The organism is Micromonospora zhanjiangensis, from assembly GCF_042650605.1.
GTDB classification, from domain to species: Bacteria; Actinomycetota; Actinomycetes; order Mycobacteriales; family Micromonosporaceae; genus Micromonospora_J; species Micromonospora_J zhanjiangensis.
This window is the reverse complement of the sequence record NZ_JBHSBN010000035.1, coordinates 24,387-43,709: the sequence shown is the minus strand read 5'-3', so window position 1 is coordinate 43,709 and position 19,323 is coordinate 24,387. Positions and strand designations below refer to the sequence as shown.

Below are 19,323 nucleotides of genomic sequence, written 5' to 3'. Positions count from 1 at the left end.
GCGGACGCGCTGCCCGCCTGTATCCCGAGCGCGCCTTTCTCGCCCCGGACCTGGCCATGCTGTGATGGGTCTAGTGGTTGCGCCTGGCTGGGCAATCAGGTCCGGTAAATAGCGTTCCAGGCAGGTCCTCATCTTCGAGGCTGTCACGATCCCGGACGTCGTCCCTTCACTGTGAAACCGGGACCAATCTCGCCTTCACGGCATAGCATGCCTTATGGATTCCCGCGAGCCTGCGGTGGTGACGTTCAGCCCATCCGCTGAGCTCCCCCCACTCAGTGAGCAGGAGCTGGCAGTACTAAGCCAGGTTGGCCAGGACTGGAGCGCCGGGCTACCGGACTGGCGGCGAGCCGAGGCGCTGCCGCTTGACCCCGCGCTCAACCAGTACCCCACGCCGGCGCCCGGCCGGTTCAGCCGGATCGCGCCGGTCGGGCAGTTCCGAACCGAGACGCCGGACCGGCTCGTGGCTGACCAGCCCGAAGCCCCGGTGTCGCCGGAGGGCGGGACCTTGACGCGGCTTCGGCGGGTGATCCTGGGCCCGCCGCTCAACAGCGCGGCCGTCGTGCAGGAGCGCATCCGCAAGCTGATTGCCCTGCCGGTGCTGTCCTCCGATCTGCTGTCCTCGGTGGCGTACGGACCGGAGGCGATGCTCACCGTCCTGGTCCTCGCGGGCGCCTCGGCTCTGCGGCTGACCCTGCCGATCAGTCTGGCGCTTGTCGTGCTTATGGTGGCTGTGGGCCTGTCCTACCGGCAGACCATCCGCGCCTACCCGCACGGGGCCGGCTCCTACATCGTGGCCGGCGCCAACCTCGGTTCACGCCTCGGACTGACCGCCGGAGCTGGGCTGATGATGGACTACATTCTCACCGCCGCGGTATCGGTGGCATCCGGCGTGGACGCGATCAACTCAGCCCTGCCCCGGCTGGCCCCGGCGGCGGTGCCAATCGGTCTGGCGGTACTCGTCATGCTGCTGGCAGGCAACCTGCGAGGGGTCAGGTCGGCTGGCAAACTGTTCGCCGCACCGACCTACGCATTCGTCGCTGCCGTGTTCCTGCTGATCTGCTTCGGCCTGGCACAAGCGGCCCGCCGCGGCTTTACCACCCTCCCGCCACCGCGGGTTCCCGCGACTGAAGGACTGGGCGTCCTGCTGGTGTTGCGGGCGTTCGCCTCCGGGGCGACCTCGATGACTGGTATCGAAGCGGTCTCCAATGCGGTCCCGGTGTTCAAACCGGTGGAATGGCGCAACGCCCGCACCACGCTGACCTGGATGGTCAGCCTTCTCATCCTGATGTTCGCCGGCCTGATCGCCCTGATCCACCTAGACGGCGTGGCCATTAAACCGAACCAGACCGTGCTGTCGCAGCTGGCCCACCTCGCCTTCGGCGAGGGGCCGCTGTACATCTTCGTCCAGGCCACTACCGCGCTGATTCTGCTGCTGGCGGCCAATACCGCCTATCAGGACTTTCCCCGGCTGCTGTTCTTCATGGCCCGCGACGGCTACGCACCACGCGCCTTCCTGCGCCTGGGTGACCGGCTGGTTTTCAGCAACGGCATCATCCTGCTGACAGTGGCGGCCGCGGCGATCCTGATCGCCTTCCACGGCCGCACCCAGGCGCTGATCCCCTTGTTCGCGGTCGGCGTGTTCCTCGCCTTCACCCTCTCCCAGGTCGGCATGATCCGGCACTGGCTGCGGGAGAAAGGCCCGCACTGGCGCAAGAACATCGTCATCAACGGCACCGGCGCGCTGCTGTCGGGCGTCGTCCTCGTGACAGCCGCTTTCACCAAGTTCGTCGAGGGCGCCTGGGTGGTGCTCGCCGCCGTACCGATCGTCATCCTGACCGCGCTACGGATCAGGCGCCACTACGACGCCGTACAGGCCGCGCTATCGCCGGAACCGGGCGAGCAGGGCGGCGAACCCCGTCAGGAAGACGGAGAGCGCCCGGGGCAAGTGCTGCATATGGCCGTGGTCCCGGTGGCGCGCCTGGATCGGGCCGCGCTACGCGCCCTGGCCTACGCCGTATCCCTGGGCCAGCCAGTGTTCGCGGTGCACGTCAGCCCCGACGACGAAGAGGACGACAGGTTCCGGCACCAGTGGACATACTGGGGTGCCCATCTACGGCTGGAGATCATCGTCTCCCCGCACCGGGCGATCATCCCTACCCTCTCCCACTACCTTCAAGCACTGCACGCCCTACGACCCGACATCACCCTGACCGTCGTCCTCCCGGAGGTGGTGGTCAAGCAATGGTGGCACCGCCCACTGCATCACCACGACGCACGACGGCTACGCCGCGCCGTGCGCCCGCTACCCGGCATCGTCGTCACCAGCGTCCCCGTCCACGTTCGCGGCTAGGCAGTGCCTCGAAGTGCGTGTAGCCACTCGTTGATCATGGCGATGGGATGGTGGCTTCGTAGCGGACGGCCAGCTTTTCGTATCGGGTGGCCATCCCTCGGTGGCGTTTGAGGCGGTCGATGCCGCACTCGACCGCGTGACGCTGCCGGTAGACCTCGGGGTCGAAGGCTGGTGGCCGGCCGCCGGCGGAGCCCTTGGCGCGGCGGTGGGCGTCCTGGCGGTCACGAGTAATGATCAACCAGCCTCGGCCCGCGACCTGCGGAATCCACTTCGAGTTCCGCACCGCGGGCGAGGCGATGGGACACGGTGGGCGCTGACGTTTATGGATGATCGTGCCGGGATCGCCGGGATAGGTGACATCGGCGCGGAGGCCAGCCAGGACCCGCGCGAGGCCGGGACCCGCGCGCCGCCGGCCTGACGGACCCGCGCGCCGCCGGCCGGGTCAGCGGTCCGGGGTGCCGCCGTCGGATCGGTACCGGCACGCGTCGAGCAGGATCGCCAACCCCTCGCGGGCCTCCGCCTCGGTCAGCGTGAGCGGTGGTCCGATCCGCAGGACGTTGCCGTACAGGCCGCCCCGGCCGACGAGCAGCCCGTCCCGCCGGCAGGCCTCGAGGGCGACACCGGCGGCCGCCGGGTCGGGGACGGTGCCGCCGGGCCGAACCAGTTCGACGCCGATCATCAGGCCCCGGCCCCGGACCTCCGCGACGTGCGGCTGATCGCGCAGGCCCGACCGTAGTCCGTCGAGCAGGAGGCTCCCGACCCGTTCCGCGTTCGCCTGCAGGTCGTGCCGCGACAGGTAGTCGAATACCGCGTTGCCGGCCGCGGCGGCGACCGGGTTGCCGCCGAACGTGGAGAAGCTGATCCCCGGCACCCCCTCCATCACCTCGGCGCGACCGACGACGCCGGCGAGGGCGAGGCCGTTGCCGACGCCCTTGGCGAACGTCAGCAGATCCGGGACGACGCCGTGCGCCTGGTAGCCCCAGAAATGCGTGCCGGTTCGTCCCCAGCCGGTCTGCACCTCGTCGCTGATGAACAGGATGCCGGTTTCGTCGAGCACCTCCCTGACCGCCGCGAACAACCCGTCCGGGGGAATGACGAAGCCGCCCACGCCCTGGATCGGCTCGGCGATCAGCGCGGCGACGTCACCGCCGACCTGGGTGGCCAGTACCTCGCGCAGATCCGCGACGGCGGCCTCGATGTGGTCGGCGTCGGGCAGCCCCGCGTATGCGCCGCGCAACCGGTCGCCGAAGTGCAGCCACGCCACCTGCAACGGGCTCAGCGAACTGGCCGACCAGGAACGGGTGCCGGTGACAGCCATCGCGCCGAAGGTACGGCCGTGGTAGCCGTTGCGCACGGCGAGCACCTGGTTGGACCGGCGGGTGTTGGTCGCGAACAGCAGCGCGGCCTCGTTCGCCTCGGACCCGGAGTTGGTGAAGAACACGCGGGCGTCCCGGATCCCCGACCGCGCGGCGATCTTCTCGGCCAGTTCCACCTGTTGACGGATCAGGTACAGCGTCGACGTGTGCACGATGCCGGTACGCAGTTGGCGTTCGACCGCCTCGCGTACCTCGGCGACGTCGTAGCCGAGCATGTTCGTCAACACACCGCCGAAGAAGTCCAGGTAGGTGCGGCCGGCGGCGTCGGTGACCCGACGACCGGACCCGGCGACCAGCTCGATCGGGTCGTGGTAGTAGAGCGGCATCCAGGAGGGCAGTACCGCCCGGTGCCGAGCCAGTAGATCGTTGTTGACCGATGCGTCGGGCATGCCGGCCAGGCTGCCAAACCCGGGTCGCCCGGGCAAGGGGCCCGCAGCCGCGCACGGGCCACACCCCAGCCGATCTCCAGCGGCCCCGGAGTTCGCCTGTAGTCCGCCGACCTAACGTCATCGCTGCCCGGCGTTCGGGCCGAGAGGAGCATCCGTGGCAGCCCGCCTCTTCACCTCCGAATCCGTCACCGAGGGCCACCCGGACAAGATCGCCGATCAGATCAGCGACGGCGTCGTCGACGCGTTGCTGGCGGATGATCCCGGCAGCCGGGTCGCGGTCGAAACCCTGATCACCACCGGTCAGGTACACGTCGCGGGTGAGGTCACCACGCGGGCCTACGCCGACATCCCGAGCATCGTCCGGGACACCATCCTGAAGATCGGCTACGACTCGTCGAGCAAGGGCTTCGACGGTGCCTCGTGCGGGGTGAGCGTGTCGATCGGAGCGCAGTCGCCGGACATCGCCCGGGGGGTGAACGCCGCGGTCGAGGCGCGGACCGGCGAATCGGCGCATCCGCTGGACCAGCAGGGCGCGGGTGACCAAGGGATGATGTTCGGGTTCGCCTGCGCGGAGACGCCCGCGCTGATGCCGCTGCCGATCGCGCTGGCACACCGGTTGGCCCGGCGGCTGACCGCCGCCCGTAAGGACGGCACCATCCCGTACCTGCGGCCGGACGGCAAGACCCAGGTGACCATCGAGTACGACGGATGGCGACCGGTCCGCCTGGACACCGTGGTCGTCTCCACGCAACACGCCGCGGGCATCTCCCTGGCGTCCATGTTGACGCCGGACATCCGTACGCACGTGGTCGAGCCGGAACTGGCCGGCCTCGGCGTCGACACCGATGACTACCGGCTGCTGGTGAATCCGACCGGCCGATTCGAGATCGGCGGTCCGATGGGGGACGCGGGGCTCACCGGCCGGAAGATCATCATCGACACGTACGGCGGTTACGCCCGGCACGGTGGCGGCGCGTTCTCGGGCAAGGATCCGTCCAAGGTGGACCGCTCGGCGGCGTACGCGATGCGCTGGGTGGCGAAGAACGTGGTGGCGGCGGGCCTGGCCGAGCGGTGCGAGACGCAGGTCGCGTACGCGATCGGCCGGGCGCATCCGGTGAGCCTGTTCGTGGAGTGCTTCGGCACCGAGACCGTGCCGGTCGAGCGGATCGAGAAGGCGATCGGCGAGGTGTTCGACCTGCGGCCGGCGGCGATCGTCCGGGACCTGGACCTGCTCCGGCCGATCTACCAACAGACCGCGGCGTACGGCCACTTCGGCCGGGAACTGCCGGAGCTGAGCTGGGAGAGCGTCGGCCGGGCGGCGGACCTGCGAGCCGGCTCGGCCTGACCCCCGGGAGACACCCTGATGACCACAGCCCCCCAGGTAGCACCCCGGGCCGGAGTGGTGACGCTGCTGCACCGCCGCGACGCCCGGCTGGTCTTCCTCGCCGTGACGCTCTGCTTCGCCGGCTCCAACGTGCTGGTGCTCGCCGGCGGCGTCTGGGCGGCGCAACTCACCGGGAACGCCGGGGCGGGCGCCCTGGTCAGCTTCTTCGTCGCGGTGCCCGCCGTCTTCTACCCGCTGTTCGGCGCGCTGACCGACCGGGCGTCCCAGCGGACGGTCATGCTCGGCGCCAACCTCGTGATGGCCGCCGCCGCGGTCCAGCTCTACCTGGTCAGCGACGCCGGTGACCTGTGGCTGATCTACCTGGCGACGTTCGTCTTCGGCTCGGCTCTCGCGCTCATGACCACCGTGGAGAGCAGCCTGTTCGTCGCCATGCTGCCCACCGGACTGCTCGGCACGGCCAACGGGCTGCTGCAGTCCATCCAGGAGGGGATGCGGGTGCTGGCCCCGGCACTCGGGGTCGCCCTGCTGGTCTGGCGCGGCGGCGCCGCGGTGGCCACGGTCGCGGTCGCCGGAACGGCTCTGGCCTGCCTGCCGCTGTGGTTGCTGCGGCCTGTCCCCGGCAACCCGGCCGGCGGCGAGGCGCGGGACGTACTCGGCGGCCTGCGGCACATCCGGCGCACGCCGGACCTGCGTACCACCGTCACGGTCGGCGTGGTCGCGCTGCTGTCCATGGGACTCACCCAGGCGGCGCTCTTCGGCGTCGTGGAGCACGACCTGCGTCGACCGGTTCCGTTTCTCGGCGTACTCGTCGCCGCGCAGGGCGTGGGGTCGCTGCTCGGCAGCATCGCCGCCGCCGAGATCATGGCGCGGACCGGCGAACCCCGGTTCGCCGGCCTAGCCCTCGCCCTCACCTCACTCGGCACGGCGTTGCTGTTCGCGCCGGCACTACCGGTCATCCTCGCCGGCATGGCGCTGCAGGGCGTCGGGCTGCCTTGGCTGCTGATCGGCTCGCTCACGCTCGCCCAGCGGCGCACACCCGCCGGGCTCCAGGGGCGGACGTCCGCCGTCGTCAGCTTGTCGATCTTCGGTCCGCTGGCGCTGTCCCGGCTGGCGGGCGCCTACCTGTACGCCTCCGTGGGCCACCGAGCCCTGCTCGCGGTCACCACGGCGGTCACCGCGTCGACGGCCGTACTGCTCTGGCGGCGTGGCACCCGGCGCCCGTACCCGACACCCGTGGAGGTCTGATGGAATCCGAACTGTTCAGGGTCGTGGTGAACGCGGAGGAGCAGCACTCGATCTGGCCGGTGGGCCCCGAACCGCCCGCGGGATGGCACGACACCGGGGTGTCCGGGACCAGACCGGAGTGCCTCGACCGGATCGCGGAGATGTGGACCGACATCACTCCCCTGTCGGTCCGCCGGGCCCGGGCGGAACGGTGAGCCACGGCTCTGCCGCGGAGCTACTCGCCCGGCGGCTCCGCGGCGCCCTGGACGACCACGGTGGCGATGAGCCCGCCCGCGCCGGGCACCTGCCGGAGGCCGTCTCCCCCAACCAGGAACGCCTCTGGTTCCTGCACCAACTCCACCCGGACGCCACCGGCTACAACACCGCCGACACGTGCTACCGCATCCGGGGCCGCCTCGACGTGGACCGGCTACGCCGGGCGCTGCACGAGGTGCTCCGCCGGCACCGGATCCTGCTCTCCCACTACCCGGAACGCGACGGCCGGCCGACGGTGGCCCACCACCGGCCGGAGGCGGTCGACCTGGTCGTCACCGACGGGGGCGACCCGCAGGCGCTCGCCGCGGAGCCCTTCGACCTGGCCACCGGGCCACTGCTGCGCGCGTACCTGCTGCGCCAGGCGCCGGACGAGCACCTGCTGCTGCTCGTGGTGCACCACATCGTGTTCGACGGCGGGTCGATCGCCATCCTGGAACGGGATCTCGGTGCGGCGTACGAGGGGTCCGCCTTGGCCCCGCTGCCGCTGCCGTACGCCCGGTACGCCGGCCTCCGGCGGCACCGGCGGGCCGATCCCGGCTACTGGGTGTCCGCCCTGGCCGGGGCGCCGGCCACGCTGGAGCTGCCCACCGACCGACCGCGCACCGCGACACCCGTGCAACGCGGCCGGGTCGTCGAGTTCTCGATCCCGACCGGAGCGGCGACCGCAGTGCGCCGGCACGCGCGGCAACACCACGCGACCCCGTTCATGGCCGCCCTGGCGCTGTTCCAGAGCATGCTCGCCCGATACGCCGGCGGCACCGAGGTCGTCAGCGGGGTTCCGTCGTCGGAACGCACGCATCCCGAGTTGCGCGAGGTCATCGGCTTCTTCGTCAACACCCTGCCGATCCGCACCCGACCGGCCGACCAGCTCACCTTCACCGAACTCCTGCACCAGGTCCGGGACACCGTCCTGGACGCCTTCGCCCACCAGGACGTCCCGTTCGACAAGATCGTCGAAGCACTCGGCCCACCCCGCGACCCCGGCCGCAACCCCCTCGTCCAGACCTGGTTCGAGCTGGACCGGCACACCGCCGGCGCACGGCTGGCGGGTCTCCAGGTGGAACGGGTCCCGCTGCGCTCGCCGGCCACCAACTTCGACGTCGCGCTGCGGCTCAGCGAGCTGGCGGACGGCAGCCTCGCGGGCGAACTGGTCTACGCCGAGGACCTCTTCGACCACGCGACGATGCGCGACTTCGCGGACCGCTACCGGCGCCTGTTCGCCGCCGCGGCGGCGGCCCCGGACCACCGCCTCGACGCTCTCTGGGGTACCGCCGTCGAGGACTCGGCCGAGGTCCTGCGCCGCTGGAACGACACCGACGCACCGACGGAGGCGACCTCCGTACCGGAATTGTTCGAGCGTCAGGTGCGGGCGACGCCGACGGCGACCGCCATCGTCGACGGCGAGCGGCTCGTCACGTTCGCCGAGGTGGACGCGAGCGCCAACCGGCTGGCCCATGCGCTGCGGGAGCGCGGGGCCGGGCCCGGGGACGTGGTCGCCGTCCTGCTGCCCCGGGGCGCCGACGGCGTGTCGGCCGTGCTGGGGGTGCTGAAGGCGGGCGCCGGCTACCTACCGCTCGACCCGGGGCATCCGCCGTCCCGGCTGGGCGAGCTGATCGCCGACTCGGCCGCGCGGTGCGTCGTCACCGACTCCCGGTCCGCCGACCTGGTCGACGGACCGGCGACTCCTGTCCTGGTCGACGACCCCGGGCTGGCCCGGTACCCGGCCACCGGCACCGGCGCCCCACCGGCCCCGGACGACCTGTGCTACGTCATCTACACCTCCGGCTCGACCGGCCGGCCCAAGGGCGTCGCCATGACCCACCGGCCGCTGGTCAACCTCCTGCGCTGGGAGACCGGCCATCTGCCGGTGAGCGGACCGGCCCTGCAGTTCGCCGCCGTGGGCTTCGACGTCTCGTTCCAGGAGACCTTCGCGACGCTGCTCGCCGGCCAGCCGCTCGTGGTGATCAGCGACGAGGACCGGCGCGACCCGGACACGGTGCTGGCGCGGATCCGCCGGCACGGCGTCCGTCGGCTGTTCTGCCCACCGATGGTGCTGGCCCGGCTGGCCGCCCACGCCGGACCCGACCCGCGGCTTCCACTCACCGAGATCGTCACGGCGGGCGAGCGGCTCGTGTTGACGCCGGCCACCCGGGCCTTCCTCGCCGGACTGCCCGGCGTGACGGTGGAGAACCAGTACGGGCCGACCGAGACGCACGCCGTGACCGCGCACCTGCTGACCGGCGATCCGCGAGAGTGGCCGGAGCAGCCGCCCGTCGGCCGGCCGATCGCCAACACCCGGGTCCACCTGCTGGATGCCGAGGCGCGACCGGTACCCCCCGGTGTGCCCGGAGAGATCCACGTCGGCAAACCGTGGCCGGCCCGGGGGTACGTGGGACGGCCGGCGCTCACCGCCGACCGGTTCCTTCCCGACCCGTTCGGCGCCGCGCCGGGCGGCCGGCTGTACCGCACCGGTGACCTCGCCCGATGGCGGGCCGACGGCACCCTCCAGTTCCTCGGCCGGGTCGACGAACAAGTGAAGATCCAGGGTTACCGGGTGGAACCGGCCGAGGTGCGGCAGGTGCTGTGCGGTCACCCGGACGTGGCTGAGGCGGCGGTGCTGGCCACGGATCTCGCCGGCGGAACGGCACTGGTCGCCTACGTCGTCGGGGCCGCCGGCGCACCTGTCGACCAGGAACGGCTGCGTGGCTTCCTGCGGGACCGGCTACCCGACTTCATGGTGCCCCGGCACGTCGTCGGCGTCGCCGAGTTGCCGGTCACCCGGACGGGCAAGCTGGACCGGTCGGCGCTGCCGCCGGTGCCACCCGCCCCCGCCGGGGCGCGGTCCCCCGGTCGTCCCGGCGACGGCCCGACCAGCCGGGTCGCGGCGATCTGGGCCCGGGCCCTGGGCCTGCCCCGGGTCGCCGACGAGGACGACTTCTTCGCCCTGGGCGGGCATTCCCTGCTGGCCAGCGAGGTCGTCCTGGCGCTGCGCCGGGAGTTCGGCTGCGGACTGTCGGTGCGTGACGTCTTCACCGGGCGAACCCCGGCCGCGGTCGCCGCGATGATCGCCACCGCGGTTGGTCACGACGCCCCGGTACCGGAGGACGACAGCGGCCCGATTCCGGCCGGGGCGCCGCCGACCGTCTCGTACGCGCAGGAACGGCTCTGGTTCCTCGAACACCTGCATCCGGGCACCAACGCGTACACGATGCCGGACACGTCCTACCGGATCCGCGGGCAGCTCGACGTGCCGCGGCTACGGGCGGCCCTGCGTACGGTGCTGCGGCGCCATCCGGTGCTGCTCTCGTACTATCCCGACCAGCACGGCCGGCCCATTGTCGGCCGGTTGCGCCCCGAGGACGTACCGCTGACGGTCGGCGACGGGCGGGCGCTCACGCCGGAGGCCGCCGTGCGGGCGGTCGCGGCCGAGCCGTTCGACGTCGCCCGGGGCCCACTCGTGCGTACCCACCTGGAACGCCATGCCCCGGACGACCACACCCTGGTGATCGTCGTGCACCACATCGTCTTCGACGGCGCCTCCCTGCGGATCCTGGAGGACGAACTGTCGGCGGCCTACCGCGGTACGGCCCGCGCACCCGCCGTCCCGACGTACGGCGACTACGCCCACTGGCAGCGGCGCCGGCGGCCGGACCTGACGTTCTGGCGGGACCGGTTGTCGGGTGCCCCGACGGCTGTGGAACTGCCGCCCGACCGCCCACGACCGGCGGTGCCCAGCAACCGGGGCGACATCGTCGACCTCACCGTGCCCGCGGACACCGTGGTGGCCCTGCGGGCGCTCGGCGACCAGCACGGCGCGACCCTGTTCATGACCGCGCTCGCCGCCTTCCAGTTGCTGTTGGCCCAGCACACCGGTGGCCGGGACCTGCTCACCGGCATACCGGCGGCCGGGCGCACGCATCCCGAGTTGCGCGAGGTCATCGGCTTCTTCGTCAACACCCTGCCGATCCGCACCCGACCGGCCGACCAGCTCACCTTCACCGAACTCCTGCACCAGGTCCGGGACACCGTCCTGGACGCCTTCGCCCACCAGGACGTCCCGTTCGACAAGATCGTCGAAGCACTCGGCCCACCCCGCGACCCCGGCCGCAACCCCCTCGTCCAGACCTGGTTCCAGCTCGACAGCGAGCAGACCCGGCTGCGCCTGCCGGGGCTGCGGGTCGACCAGCTGGTGACCGACGTCGGTGCCACCCGCTTCGACGTCGAGCTCCACCTCACCGGGCACGACGACGGCCGGCTCACCGGCCAGCTCGTGTACGCCACCGACCTGTTCGAGCGGGACCGGATGGCCGCGTTCGCGGCCGACTACCAGCGCCTACTCGCCGCCGTCGCCCCGGACCGCCGGCTCGGGGAGTTCCCCCCGCCGGCGGCCTTCCGGCTGCCGCCGATGGACCTGCCCACCGACCGGCCCCGGCCGGCGACGCGCAGCGGCGCCCGGGGAACGGCCCTCCGGGCGCTGGACGGCACACCGCCCGCGCCGGCCGCCGTACTCGCCGCCGCGGCGGTGGTGCTCTCCCGCTACTGCCGGCAGGACCGGGTCGTGCTGGGTGTACCGGACGGTGTGCTGGTCGACGCGAGCGGGGCGCAGACCTTCGCCGAACTCGTCAACCGTTGCCGGGAGGCCGCCGCCCGGGGCGTCCCCGTCCCCGTCGACATCGACGTGACACTCGACCCGACGACGGGCCGGCTCCGCGTCGGCTACGACGCGGACCTGTTCGAGCCGGACACCGTCGACCGGCTGGCCCGGCACGTGGCACACGTGCTGGCCCGCGGTACGGCCGACCCGGGAGCCCGACTGGACGACCTCCCGCTGCCGGACCCGACCGAGCTGGAGCAGCTGGTCCGGTGGAGCCGGGGCGAGCCGGCCCCGGCCGTCCGGGACTCGCTCTGGGATCTGTTCGCCCGACAGGTACGTCGCCGGCCGGAGGCCGTGGCCGTGGTGGCCGGCGACCGGCGGATCACGTACCGGGAACTCGCCGACCGATCCGAGCGGCTCGCGGCCCGGCTGCTGGCCCGGGGTTGTCGGCACGGCGACCGGGTGGGCCTGCGGGTGGAACGCACGGCGGACCTCGTGGTCGGTGTGCTGGGAATCCTGCGCGCGGGATGCGCGTACGTGCCGCTGGATCCGAGCTATCCGGCGGACCGGCTGTCCTTCATGACCGCCGACGCGCGCCTCGCCCTGGTGGCGGACGCCGATCTCCTCGGCCACGACGACGACGGCGACCTGACAGTGCCGGACGTCACATCCACCGCGGCGGACCTCGCCTACCTGATCTACACGTCGGGATCGACCGGGCGACCGAAGGCGGTCACAATCAGCCACGGCCACGTCGTCCGGTTGCTGACCGGCACCGACGAATGGTTCGGCTTCGGCCCGCAGGACGTGTGGACGCTGTTCCACTCGTTGTCGTTCGACTTCTCGGTCTGGGAGATCTGGGGCGCGCTGGCCTACGGCGGTCGACTCGTGGTCGTGCCGCACTGGGTCAGCCGCTCCCCGGAGGCGTTCCACGACCTGCTGCGGCAGCAGCGGGTGACGGTACTCAACCAGACTCCTGCGGCGTTCCGGCAGCTCGCCGCCGTCGACGCCGACCGGGGGCGGCTGGCCGATCTGCGCACTGTCGTCTTCGGTGGCGACGCACTGGACACCGACTCGGTGCGGCGTTGGCTACGGCGGTACGGGCCGACCGGCCCTCGGCTGGTCAACATGTACGGCATCACCGAGACGACGGTGCACGTGACGTACTGTCCGCTCTCGACCGACCTGCTCGACGCCGGCGGCAGCCCGATCGGCGTCCCGATCCCCGACCTGTCCGCCTGGGTGCTGGACCGGGCCGGCCGGCCCGCGCCGGTCGGGGTGCCGGGCGAGCTGCTGGTCGGTGGGCCGGGCGTGTCCTGGGGATATCTCAACCGGCCAGGCCTGACCGCAGAACGGTTCACCGCGGACCCGTACGGCCCGCCGGGAGCACGCCGCTACCATTCCGGTGACCTGGTGCGGCGACGCCCGGACGGCTCGCTGGACTACCTCGGGCGGATTGACCACCAGGTCAAGATCCGAGGCTTCCGCATCGAACTCGGCGAGATCGAAGCCGCGCTGGCCGAGCACCCGCGGATTGCGGCGGCGTGCGTGGTGGTCCGCCCGCACGGAGAAGAGAAACGCCTGGTCGGCTACGTGGTGCCCAGCGACGGGGAGGTTAACCTCGACCTGTCCGACGTGCGGACCCAGCTCGCCGCCCGGCTGCCCGGGTACATGGTGCCGGCGGCACTTGTCCCGGTGGACCACATCCCGCTGACGGCGAACGGCAAGGTGGACCGGGCCGCACTGCCCGAACCCACGGCGACCGGGCGACCCCGGGCCGCGGGCGGAGCCCCGCGGACCCCGGCCGAGCGGGCGCTGGCGCCGATCTGGGGGTCCGTGCTCGGCGTCGCCGACGTGGCCCGGGACGACGACTTCTTCGGTTCGGGCGGCACGTCACTGGACCTGACCCGGCTGCGGGCCGAGATCCGCCGCGGGTTCGGCGTTGACCTGGACGTCCGCCGGCTCTACGCGGATCCGGTGTTCGAAACCGTCGCCCGGCTCGTCGACGCCGGCCGACGGGACACGGGCCGACGCGACACCGGCCCGTCGGACGCCGGGTCGCCGGTTATCCCGCTGGCGACCGGCGGGACACGACCGCCGCTGTTCGTGGTGCACGCGGTGGGCGGCTCGGTTGCGCCGTACCTCCCGCTGGCACGCCTGCTGACCGGCATCCGACCGGTGTACGGGTTGGACGGCACCGAGGGAACGCTCCCGGGTTCGGTCGAGGAACTGGCGGCACGTTACGTCGCGGCCGTACGGCGGGTCCAACCGCACGGCCCGTACCACCTGGCCGGCTGGTCCTTCGGCGGTCTGGTGGGGGCGGAGATGTCGTACCTGCTGGAGCGAGCCGGTGAGACGGTGGCGCACCTGATGCTGCTGGACACCTCGGCCGGGCCGTATCCGCGGGTCCCGGCGGATCGACGACTCGATCTGTTGCGCCGGTTCGTCGCCGACGTCGCCGGAATCGCCGGGGCGCCGCCACCGCCGCTGGACGAGGCCACCCTGCTGACGGCGGCACCGGCGGACCAGGATGCGGGGGTCGTCGCGGCGCTGGTGACGGCGGGGCTCGTGCCGGCCGGCGCCACTGACGAGTTGCGCGGCAGGATCTCTCGGTTCGAGGCCAACTGGCGGGCGCTCGCCGCGTACCGACCCCGGGCCTCGGCGCGGCGGGTGACCCTGGTGGCCGCCCGTGACGGCGCCGACCCGGAGGCCTGGCGGCCACTGATCGACGCACGGTTCGCGTGCCGTCTCGTCGATGGCGACCACTACAACGTGCTCAGCGAACCGAACGTGCGCACCGTCCAGGACGAGCTGCAGCGAAGTTTAATTGATGAGGAACAATAGAGATTGGCTGGAGAGCTGCTCAATTAATCGACCCAGGCTCTCCTGAGGCCCATTGCGCCGGCACCGGCCGGGAAACGATGCTGTTGCCATTCGATTTTTACTTCGGCGCGACGCCCGAGGAGAATTGATGGATCTGCTGAAACGGCTGGGCCGGTGGAGCACGAGCACACCAGACGCCGTCGCCGTCGTCTCCGCCACCGGCCGGCGGCACACCTACCGCGAGCTGGAGACCCGGACCGCGCACCTGGCCCGGTATCTTCGGTCGCTCGGCGTGGGGCCGGAAGTGGTCGTCGGCGTCCGGATGGCCCGGCGGTTCGAGGCCGTCGTCGTACTCCTCGCGATCGTCCGGGTCGGCGGGGTGTACCTGCCGCTCGACCCGGCGCATCCGCCGACCCGCCTGGCCGGCATGGTCGCCGCGGCGGGCGCCCGCCTCGTCGTCGCCGACCCCGGCAGCGTCGCCGACCTGGCGGCCGACGGGACCGAGGTGCTCGACGCCGATCTCGCGCTCGCCGCCCGTCCCGAGGCCGGCGACCCGGCCAGCGACCCGGTCCACGGGGCCGGTGACGACAACCTCATGTGCGTGCTGTTCACCTCCGGCTCGACAGGCACGCCGAAGGGCATCGGCATGTGCCCGCCCGCCGTGCGCAACGTCGTGAACTGGGCCGACCGGAGCGGCCGGCCCTGGCGGTGTGCCCAGTTCTCCTCGCCGGGGTTCGACATGTCCCTACAGGAGATCTTCGGCACCCTGGCCGCCGGCGGCACGCTGGTGCAGGTGGGCGAGGAGCACCGGGCCGACCCCACCCTGCTGCTGCGGCTGCTCGCGGCCGAGTCGGTGGACCGCATCTACCTCTCGCCCACCCTCCTGCACCAACTCGCCGAGGCGTGGCAGGCCGGTGGCGAGTTGCCGGCCCGGCTGCGCCACATCGTCGTGGCCGGCGAGCCGCTCCGGCTGACCGCGTCGGTCCGGAAACTGGTCGCCGCGCTGCCGGACGCGGTGCTGGAGAACCAGTACGGCCCTACCGAGACGCACCAGGCCACCGCATACCCGATGACCGGACCACCGGACGCCTGGCCCGACCGCCCGGCCCTCGGCCGCCCGCTGGCCGCCGTCACAGTCCACCTGCTGGACGAGCACGGCAGCCCGGTGGCGCCGGGAACACCGGGCGAGGTCTTCCTCGGCGGGCCGGTCGTGGCGCGCGGCTACGTCGGCCGGCCCGCGCTCACCGCAGCCTACTTCCTGCCGGACCCATTCAGCGGGCGGCCGGGCGCCCGGATGTACCGCACCGGTGACCTGGCCGAGTGGACCGCCGACGGGACGCTCGTCTTCCGCGGCCGGATCGACGACCAGGTGAAGATCCGCGGCTACCGGGTGGAACCGGCCGAGGTCGAGGCGGCACTGACCGAGGATCCCCGGATCCGCGCGGTGGCGGTGCGGGCCGACCGGCGGACGGACGGCACGTCGCAGCTCGTGGCGTACGTGGTGCCGCGGACCCCGGACCTCGACGAGCGTGCGGTCCGCGCCGCCGCCCGCACCCGGCTGCCCGGCTACATGGTGCCCCGTTCGGTGGTGCTGCTGCCGGCCCTGCCGGTCAACCGCAACGGCAAGGTGGACCGGACGGCGCTGTGCCTCCCGGCGACGGGGGTCACCGACGTCACCGCACCCGAGACCGCCGAGGACCTCATGTGCCGCCTCTGGCAGGAGGTGCTGGAACGCACGGCGGTCGGCCCGGACGACAATTTCATGGACCTGGGCGGCGACTCGCTGGCTGCCATGCAGTTGGCCACGAGAATCGGGCGCGCCTTCGGATCCACCATCACCGTCCGCGCCGTCCTGGACCATCCGACACCGCGCGAGTTGACCTCGGCCCTGGAGCGGCTGGTCCTCGCGGAACTCGACACGACCGGCTGCGGCCGTCCGTGACCAGGCACCATCCGTCTCCCCAGGAGGGGGTACCCACCCATGTCCGTCACCAGCCAGGCACCCGTCACCGCCGTCATCGAGGACGCGCTGCAGCGGTACCGGGCCGGCCTCGGTGCGGCGGCCACGCTGGTCGCGGCGCAGCGTCCGGAACCACCGCCGGTCCCCTTCGAACTGCCCGACCCCTCGCCGGAATTCACCCGCTTCGGGTCGGTGGCCCAGCTCGGGCTGACCACCATCGCGGAGCGCACCCACCTGCTCGATCTCACCCGTAACCCCGGAACCCGGACCACCAAGACGCTCGCGTCGCTGTTCATGGTGGCCCGGGCGGTGAGCCACATCCGCCGGACCGGACACCGCCTGCTGCTGCTCACGCCGACCTCCGGCAACAAGGGCACCGCCCTGCGGGACGCGGTGGCCCGCGCGTACGCCAGCGGGCTGGCCACGCCGGACGAGCTGCGCATCGTCGTGATCGCGCCGGAGGCGTCCCGGGCGAAACTGCGCGGTGGGCCGCTCAGCGACGATCCGGACACCGACGCGGCCAACCCGGTCGGGTTGGCGACCGTGGACCGGCCCGCCGACGTCAAGGAACTGGCCGCCGGGGCGGCCGCCAGCAGCACCGGACGGCTGGCTGCGGAGACCGGATTCCACCTCTGGTACACCCTCGACCTCGACAACTACCGCATCGCCGACGCGAGCCGGGCCTTCGTCGAGGCCGAGCTCATGCCGATCACGACGGACTCGCCGCCGCGACTGCACGCGCACGCGGTCTCCAGCGCCTACGGTCTGCTCGGTTACCATCTGGGCCACCGGGTCCTGGCCGAGACGACCGACACCGGGCTCCCCCGGCCGGCCCGGCACCCGGGCCTGTTCCTGATCCAGCAGTTGGCCACCCCGGACATGGTGCTCAGCCTTCTCCGCATCGAGCATCCGCCGTACACCCGCCGGGCCGACGGCCGCTGGACGCAGGAGAGCACTGCCGCGTTCCCGGCGGTCACCGACGACCCGCACGAGGTCCTCGACGCCACGTTCTACACCCGCAAACCGGTCACCTCCGCCCAGCTCGATCCGCTCGTCGCGCAGCACGGCGGCGGCGGGATCGTGGTGTCCCGGCACGAATGCCTGGAGCACTTCGACCAGGTCCGCGCGCTGGCCGCCACGGGCGGCATCGACATCACCCGGGACCCCGCCCAGATCCGGGAGTGGTCGCTGGTGAAGGCGCTGACCGGCATCCTGGTCGCCCGCGAGCGGCGGCTGATCGACCGGAACGTCGACGTCGTCGTCCACGCGTCCGGCTACTACACCGACGACCTGCTACCACCGCTGCCGACGACGCGGACCCACCCGGTCCGCACCGTCGACGACGTCACCGGGCTGTTGTTCGCCGCCGCCCGGTGAGACACCCCTTCCGCAGCCCACTCGACCACCGAGCCGAGGAGTGACCTTGTACCGGACCATGCTCAAGTCGAAGATCCACCGCGCTGTGGTGACCCAGTGCGACCTGCACTACGTGGGTTCGCTCACCATCGACGAGGACCTGATGGACGCCGCGGACCTGCTCGTCGGCGAGCTCGTCCACATCGTGGACATCAACAACGGCGAGCGCCTGCAGACGTACGTCATCGCCGGGCCGCGGGGCACCGGTGTCATCGGGGTCAACGGTGCCGCCGCCCGCCTCGTCCAACAGGGTGACCTGGTCATCATCATCGCGTACGCCACCGTCGACGACGCCGGCCTCGCCGCGCTGCGCCCCCGGGTCGTCTTCGTCGACGACAAGAACCAGCTGGTGCAGCTGACCGACCGTCCCGCAGAGGTTCCCGAGGGGCACGGATTGACCCCCGGCACCGTCGTGGCCCCCCGGTGATCCCCGCCGGTTGGAGCTACGCCTGGCAGAACGGCGCCCACCCGTGGCTGGTCGCCGGCCACCACGCGGTGGACGCCCTGCGCACCGGCCGTGCCCCGCTGATCGAATCGCGGGCGGATCCGGGCGTGGTCCTGGCGTACGCCGGGCTGCCCGACGGAAACCGCCACATCCTGCCGTTCCTGGAGCAGCGCCGGGGCGGGCAGGCGCACCACCGGCGACGCACCGTCCGCTGGTCGGATCTGTTCAGCGGGCGGGCCACGGCCACCGCCGACCTCGCGGCGGTCGGCCTACCAACCCGACGTACGCTGCCGCCCGGCACTCCTCGCAGCCTGGTCCTGCCGCTGCGGGTCACGCTTGTCGTACCGGTGCGGGACGGCGCCGAGGCCGTGCTGCGGGCGGTCTCCCGCAAGGCGCGCCAGCAGCACGTCCGCGAGCTGGCGTCGCGGGGGCGCAGCCTCGAACTGGCGACCGGGGAAGCGGACTTCGACAGCTTCTACGACGACATGCACGTGCCGACCATGGACAACCGGCACGGTGCCGCGACCCGGTCGATGCCCAAGGAGGCGGCCCGCCGCTGCCTGTTCCGGTGCGGCAGGCTGTTCTTCCTGCGGGAGGAGGACCGGCGGGTGGCCGGTCTGCTCTGCCGCACGGAGGGCGAGACGCTGGTGGTCCGGCTGGCCGGGGTGGCCGACGGCGGCCCCGAACCGTACCGGCACGGGACGTACATGTCCCTCTACATCCTCGTACTCCAGTGGGCCGCCGGGCAGGGCCTGGCCCGGGTCGACCTGTCCGGCTGTGAACCCTTTCTCAGCAAGGGGATACTCCAGTTCAAACGCAAGCTGCACCCGACGGTACGGCTGCCCGCGAACCACTTCGCCGGCAAGCGACTCTGGCTGCACGTCCGCCGGGACACCGCAGCCGTCCGCGACTTCCTGGTCGACAACCCGCCGCTCACCGTGGAACCCGACGGCACGTTACGGGCGCTGTACTTCCACGACCGGCAGCGGCCGGCCCGGACCGATCTGCGGTGGGCGTCGCCCGGTATCGCCGGCGCCCGCCTGGCCGACCTGGACGCCTTCCTCACCGGCGAGCCCGCCTCGGTGTGGGCCGGACCGGACCCGGCCGTTCCGCGTTGAACCTCTT

General features: G+C 72.2%; 10 protein-coding genes and 1 pseudogene. 9 read left to right on the top strand and 2 right to left on the bottom strand.

What is annotated here, in order from left to right:
- The first annotated feature begins 214 nt into the window (after positions 1–214).
- Positions 215–2,350, top strand: a complete 2,136-nt coding sequence (locus ACFOX0_RS30325; protein ID WP_377552422.1) for an APC family permease — start codon at positions 215–217, stop codon at positions 2,348–2,350.
- Here the strand turns inward: ACFOX0_RS30325 and ACFOX0_RS30320 are convergent.
- Together ACFOX0_RS30320 and ACFOX0_RS30315 are read right to left on the bottom strand one after the other, a co-directional pair.
- Positions 2,347–2,585 (bottom strand): annotated as a pseudogene (locus ACFOX0_RS30320) (transposase); the annotation flags it as partial. The gene ACFOX0_RS30325 and the pseudogene ACFOX0_RS30320 sit on opposite strands and share 4 nt — an antisense overlap.
- Positions 2,586–2,792: 207 nt before the next feature.
- Positions 2,793–4,115: an aspartate aminotransferase family protein gene (locus ACFOX0_RS30315; RefSeq protein WP_377552420.1), complete on the bottom strand. Its 1,323-nt coding sequence runs from the start codon at positions 4,113–4,115 to the stop codon at positions 2,793–2,795.
- Between the two features lie 154 nt (positions 4,116–4,269).
- On the opposite strand from ACFOX0_RS30315, the gene metK reads away from it, so the two are divergent.
- The 8 genes from metK (at position 4,270) to ACFOX0_RS30275 (ending at position 19,316) form a co-directional block, all read left to right on the top strand.
- A complete protein-coding gene (metK, locus tag ACFOX0_RS30310; protein WP_377552418.1) occupies positions 4,270–5,460 on the top strand; it encodes a methionine adenosyltransferase in 1,191 nt (396 codons plus the stop codon).
- 18 nt (positions 5,461–5,478) lie between these two features.
- Complete coding sequence (locus ACFOX0_RS30305; protein ID WP_377552416.1) at positions 5,479–6,705, top strand: MFS transporter; 1,227 nt, start codon at positions 5,479–5,481, stop codon at positions 6,703–6,705.
- On the top strand, positions 6,705–6,899 hold the full coding sequence (locus tag ACFOX0_RS30300) for an MbtH family protein (protein WP_377552414.1): 195 nt from the start codon (positions 6,705–6,707) through the stop codon (positions 6,897–6,899). Before ACFOX0_RS30305 ends, ACFOX0_RS30300 begins: the two co-directional genes overlap by 1 nt.
- Entirely contained in the window at positions 6,896–14,398 is a 7,503-nt protein-coding gene (locus ACFOX0_RS30295; RefSeq protein WP_377552412.1) for an amino acid adenylation domain-containing protein, read from the top strand. The genes ACFOX0_RS30300 and ACFOX0_RS30295 overlap by 4 nt, the downstream gene beginning before the upstream one ends.
- Positions 14,399–14,525: 127 nt before the next feature.
- Positions 14,526–16,319, top strand: coding sequence for a non-ribosomal peptide synthetase (locus tag ACFOX0_RS30290; RefSeq protein WP_377552410.1), 1,794 nt, complete (start codon positions 14,526–14,528; stop codon positions 16,317–16,319).
- Between the two features lie 39 nt (positions 16,320–16,358).
- Positions 16,359–17,714 carry a DUF6002 family protein gene (locus tag ACFOX0_RS30285; protein WP_377552408.1) on the top strand — a complete coding sequence of 452 codons (1,356 nt, stop codon included), beginning with the start codon at positions 16,359–16,361 and terminating at the stop codon, positions 17,712–17,714.
- Positions 17,715–17,760: 46 nt separating this feature from the next.
- A complete protein-coding gene (gene panD / locus ACFOX0_RS30280) occupies positions 17,761–18,180 on the top strand; it encodes an aspartate 1-decarboxylase (protein ID WP_377552441.1) in 420 nt (139 codons plus the stop codon).
- The gene (locus ACFOX0_RS30275; protein WP_377552406.1) at positions 18,177–19,316 is read left to right on the top strand and encodes a GNAT family N-acetyltransferase; all 1,140 of its coding nucleotides are present in this window, start codon (positions 18,177–18,179) and stop codon (positions 19,314–19,316) included. Before panD ends, ACFOX0_RS30275 begins: the two co-directional genes overlap by 4 nt.
- Positions 19,317–19,323 lie beyond the last annotated feature (7 nt).

What these genes read in the sequence shown, in the direction of transcription:
- ACFOX0_RS30315 (WP_377552420.1), bottom strand. Translation starts at nt 4,115, where the DNA reads ATGCCCGACGCATCGGTCAACAACGATCTACTGGCTCGGCACCGGGCG.
- ACFOX0_RS30305 (WP_377552416.1), top strand. Translation starts at nt 5,479, where the DNA reads ATGACCACAGCCCCCCAGGTAGCACCCCGGGCCGGAGTGGTGACGCTG.
- ACFOX0_RS30285 (WP_377552408.1), top strand. Translation starts at nt 16,359, where the DNA reads ATGTCCGTCACCAGCCAGGCACCCGTCACCGCCGTCATCGAGGACGCG.
- ACFOX0_RS30325 (WP_377552422.1), top strand. Translation starts at nt 215, where the DNA reads ATGGATTCCCGCGAGCCTGCGGTGGTGACGTTCAGCCCATCCGCTGAG.
- ACFOX0_RS30290 (WP_377552410.1), top strand. Translation starts at nt 14,526, where the DNA reads ATGGATCTGCTGAAACGGCTGGGCCGGTGGAGCACGAGCACACCAGAC.
- ACFOX0_RS30300 (WP_377552414.1), top strand. Translation starts at nt 6,705, where the DNA reads ATGGAATCCGAACTGTTCAGGGTCGTGGTGAACGCGGAGGAGCAGCAC.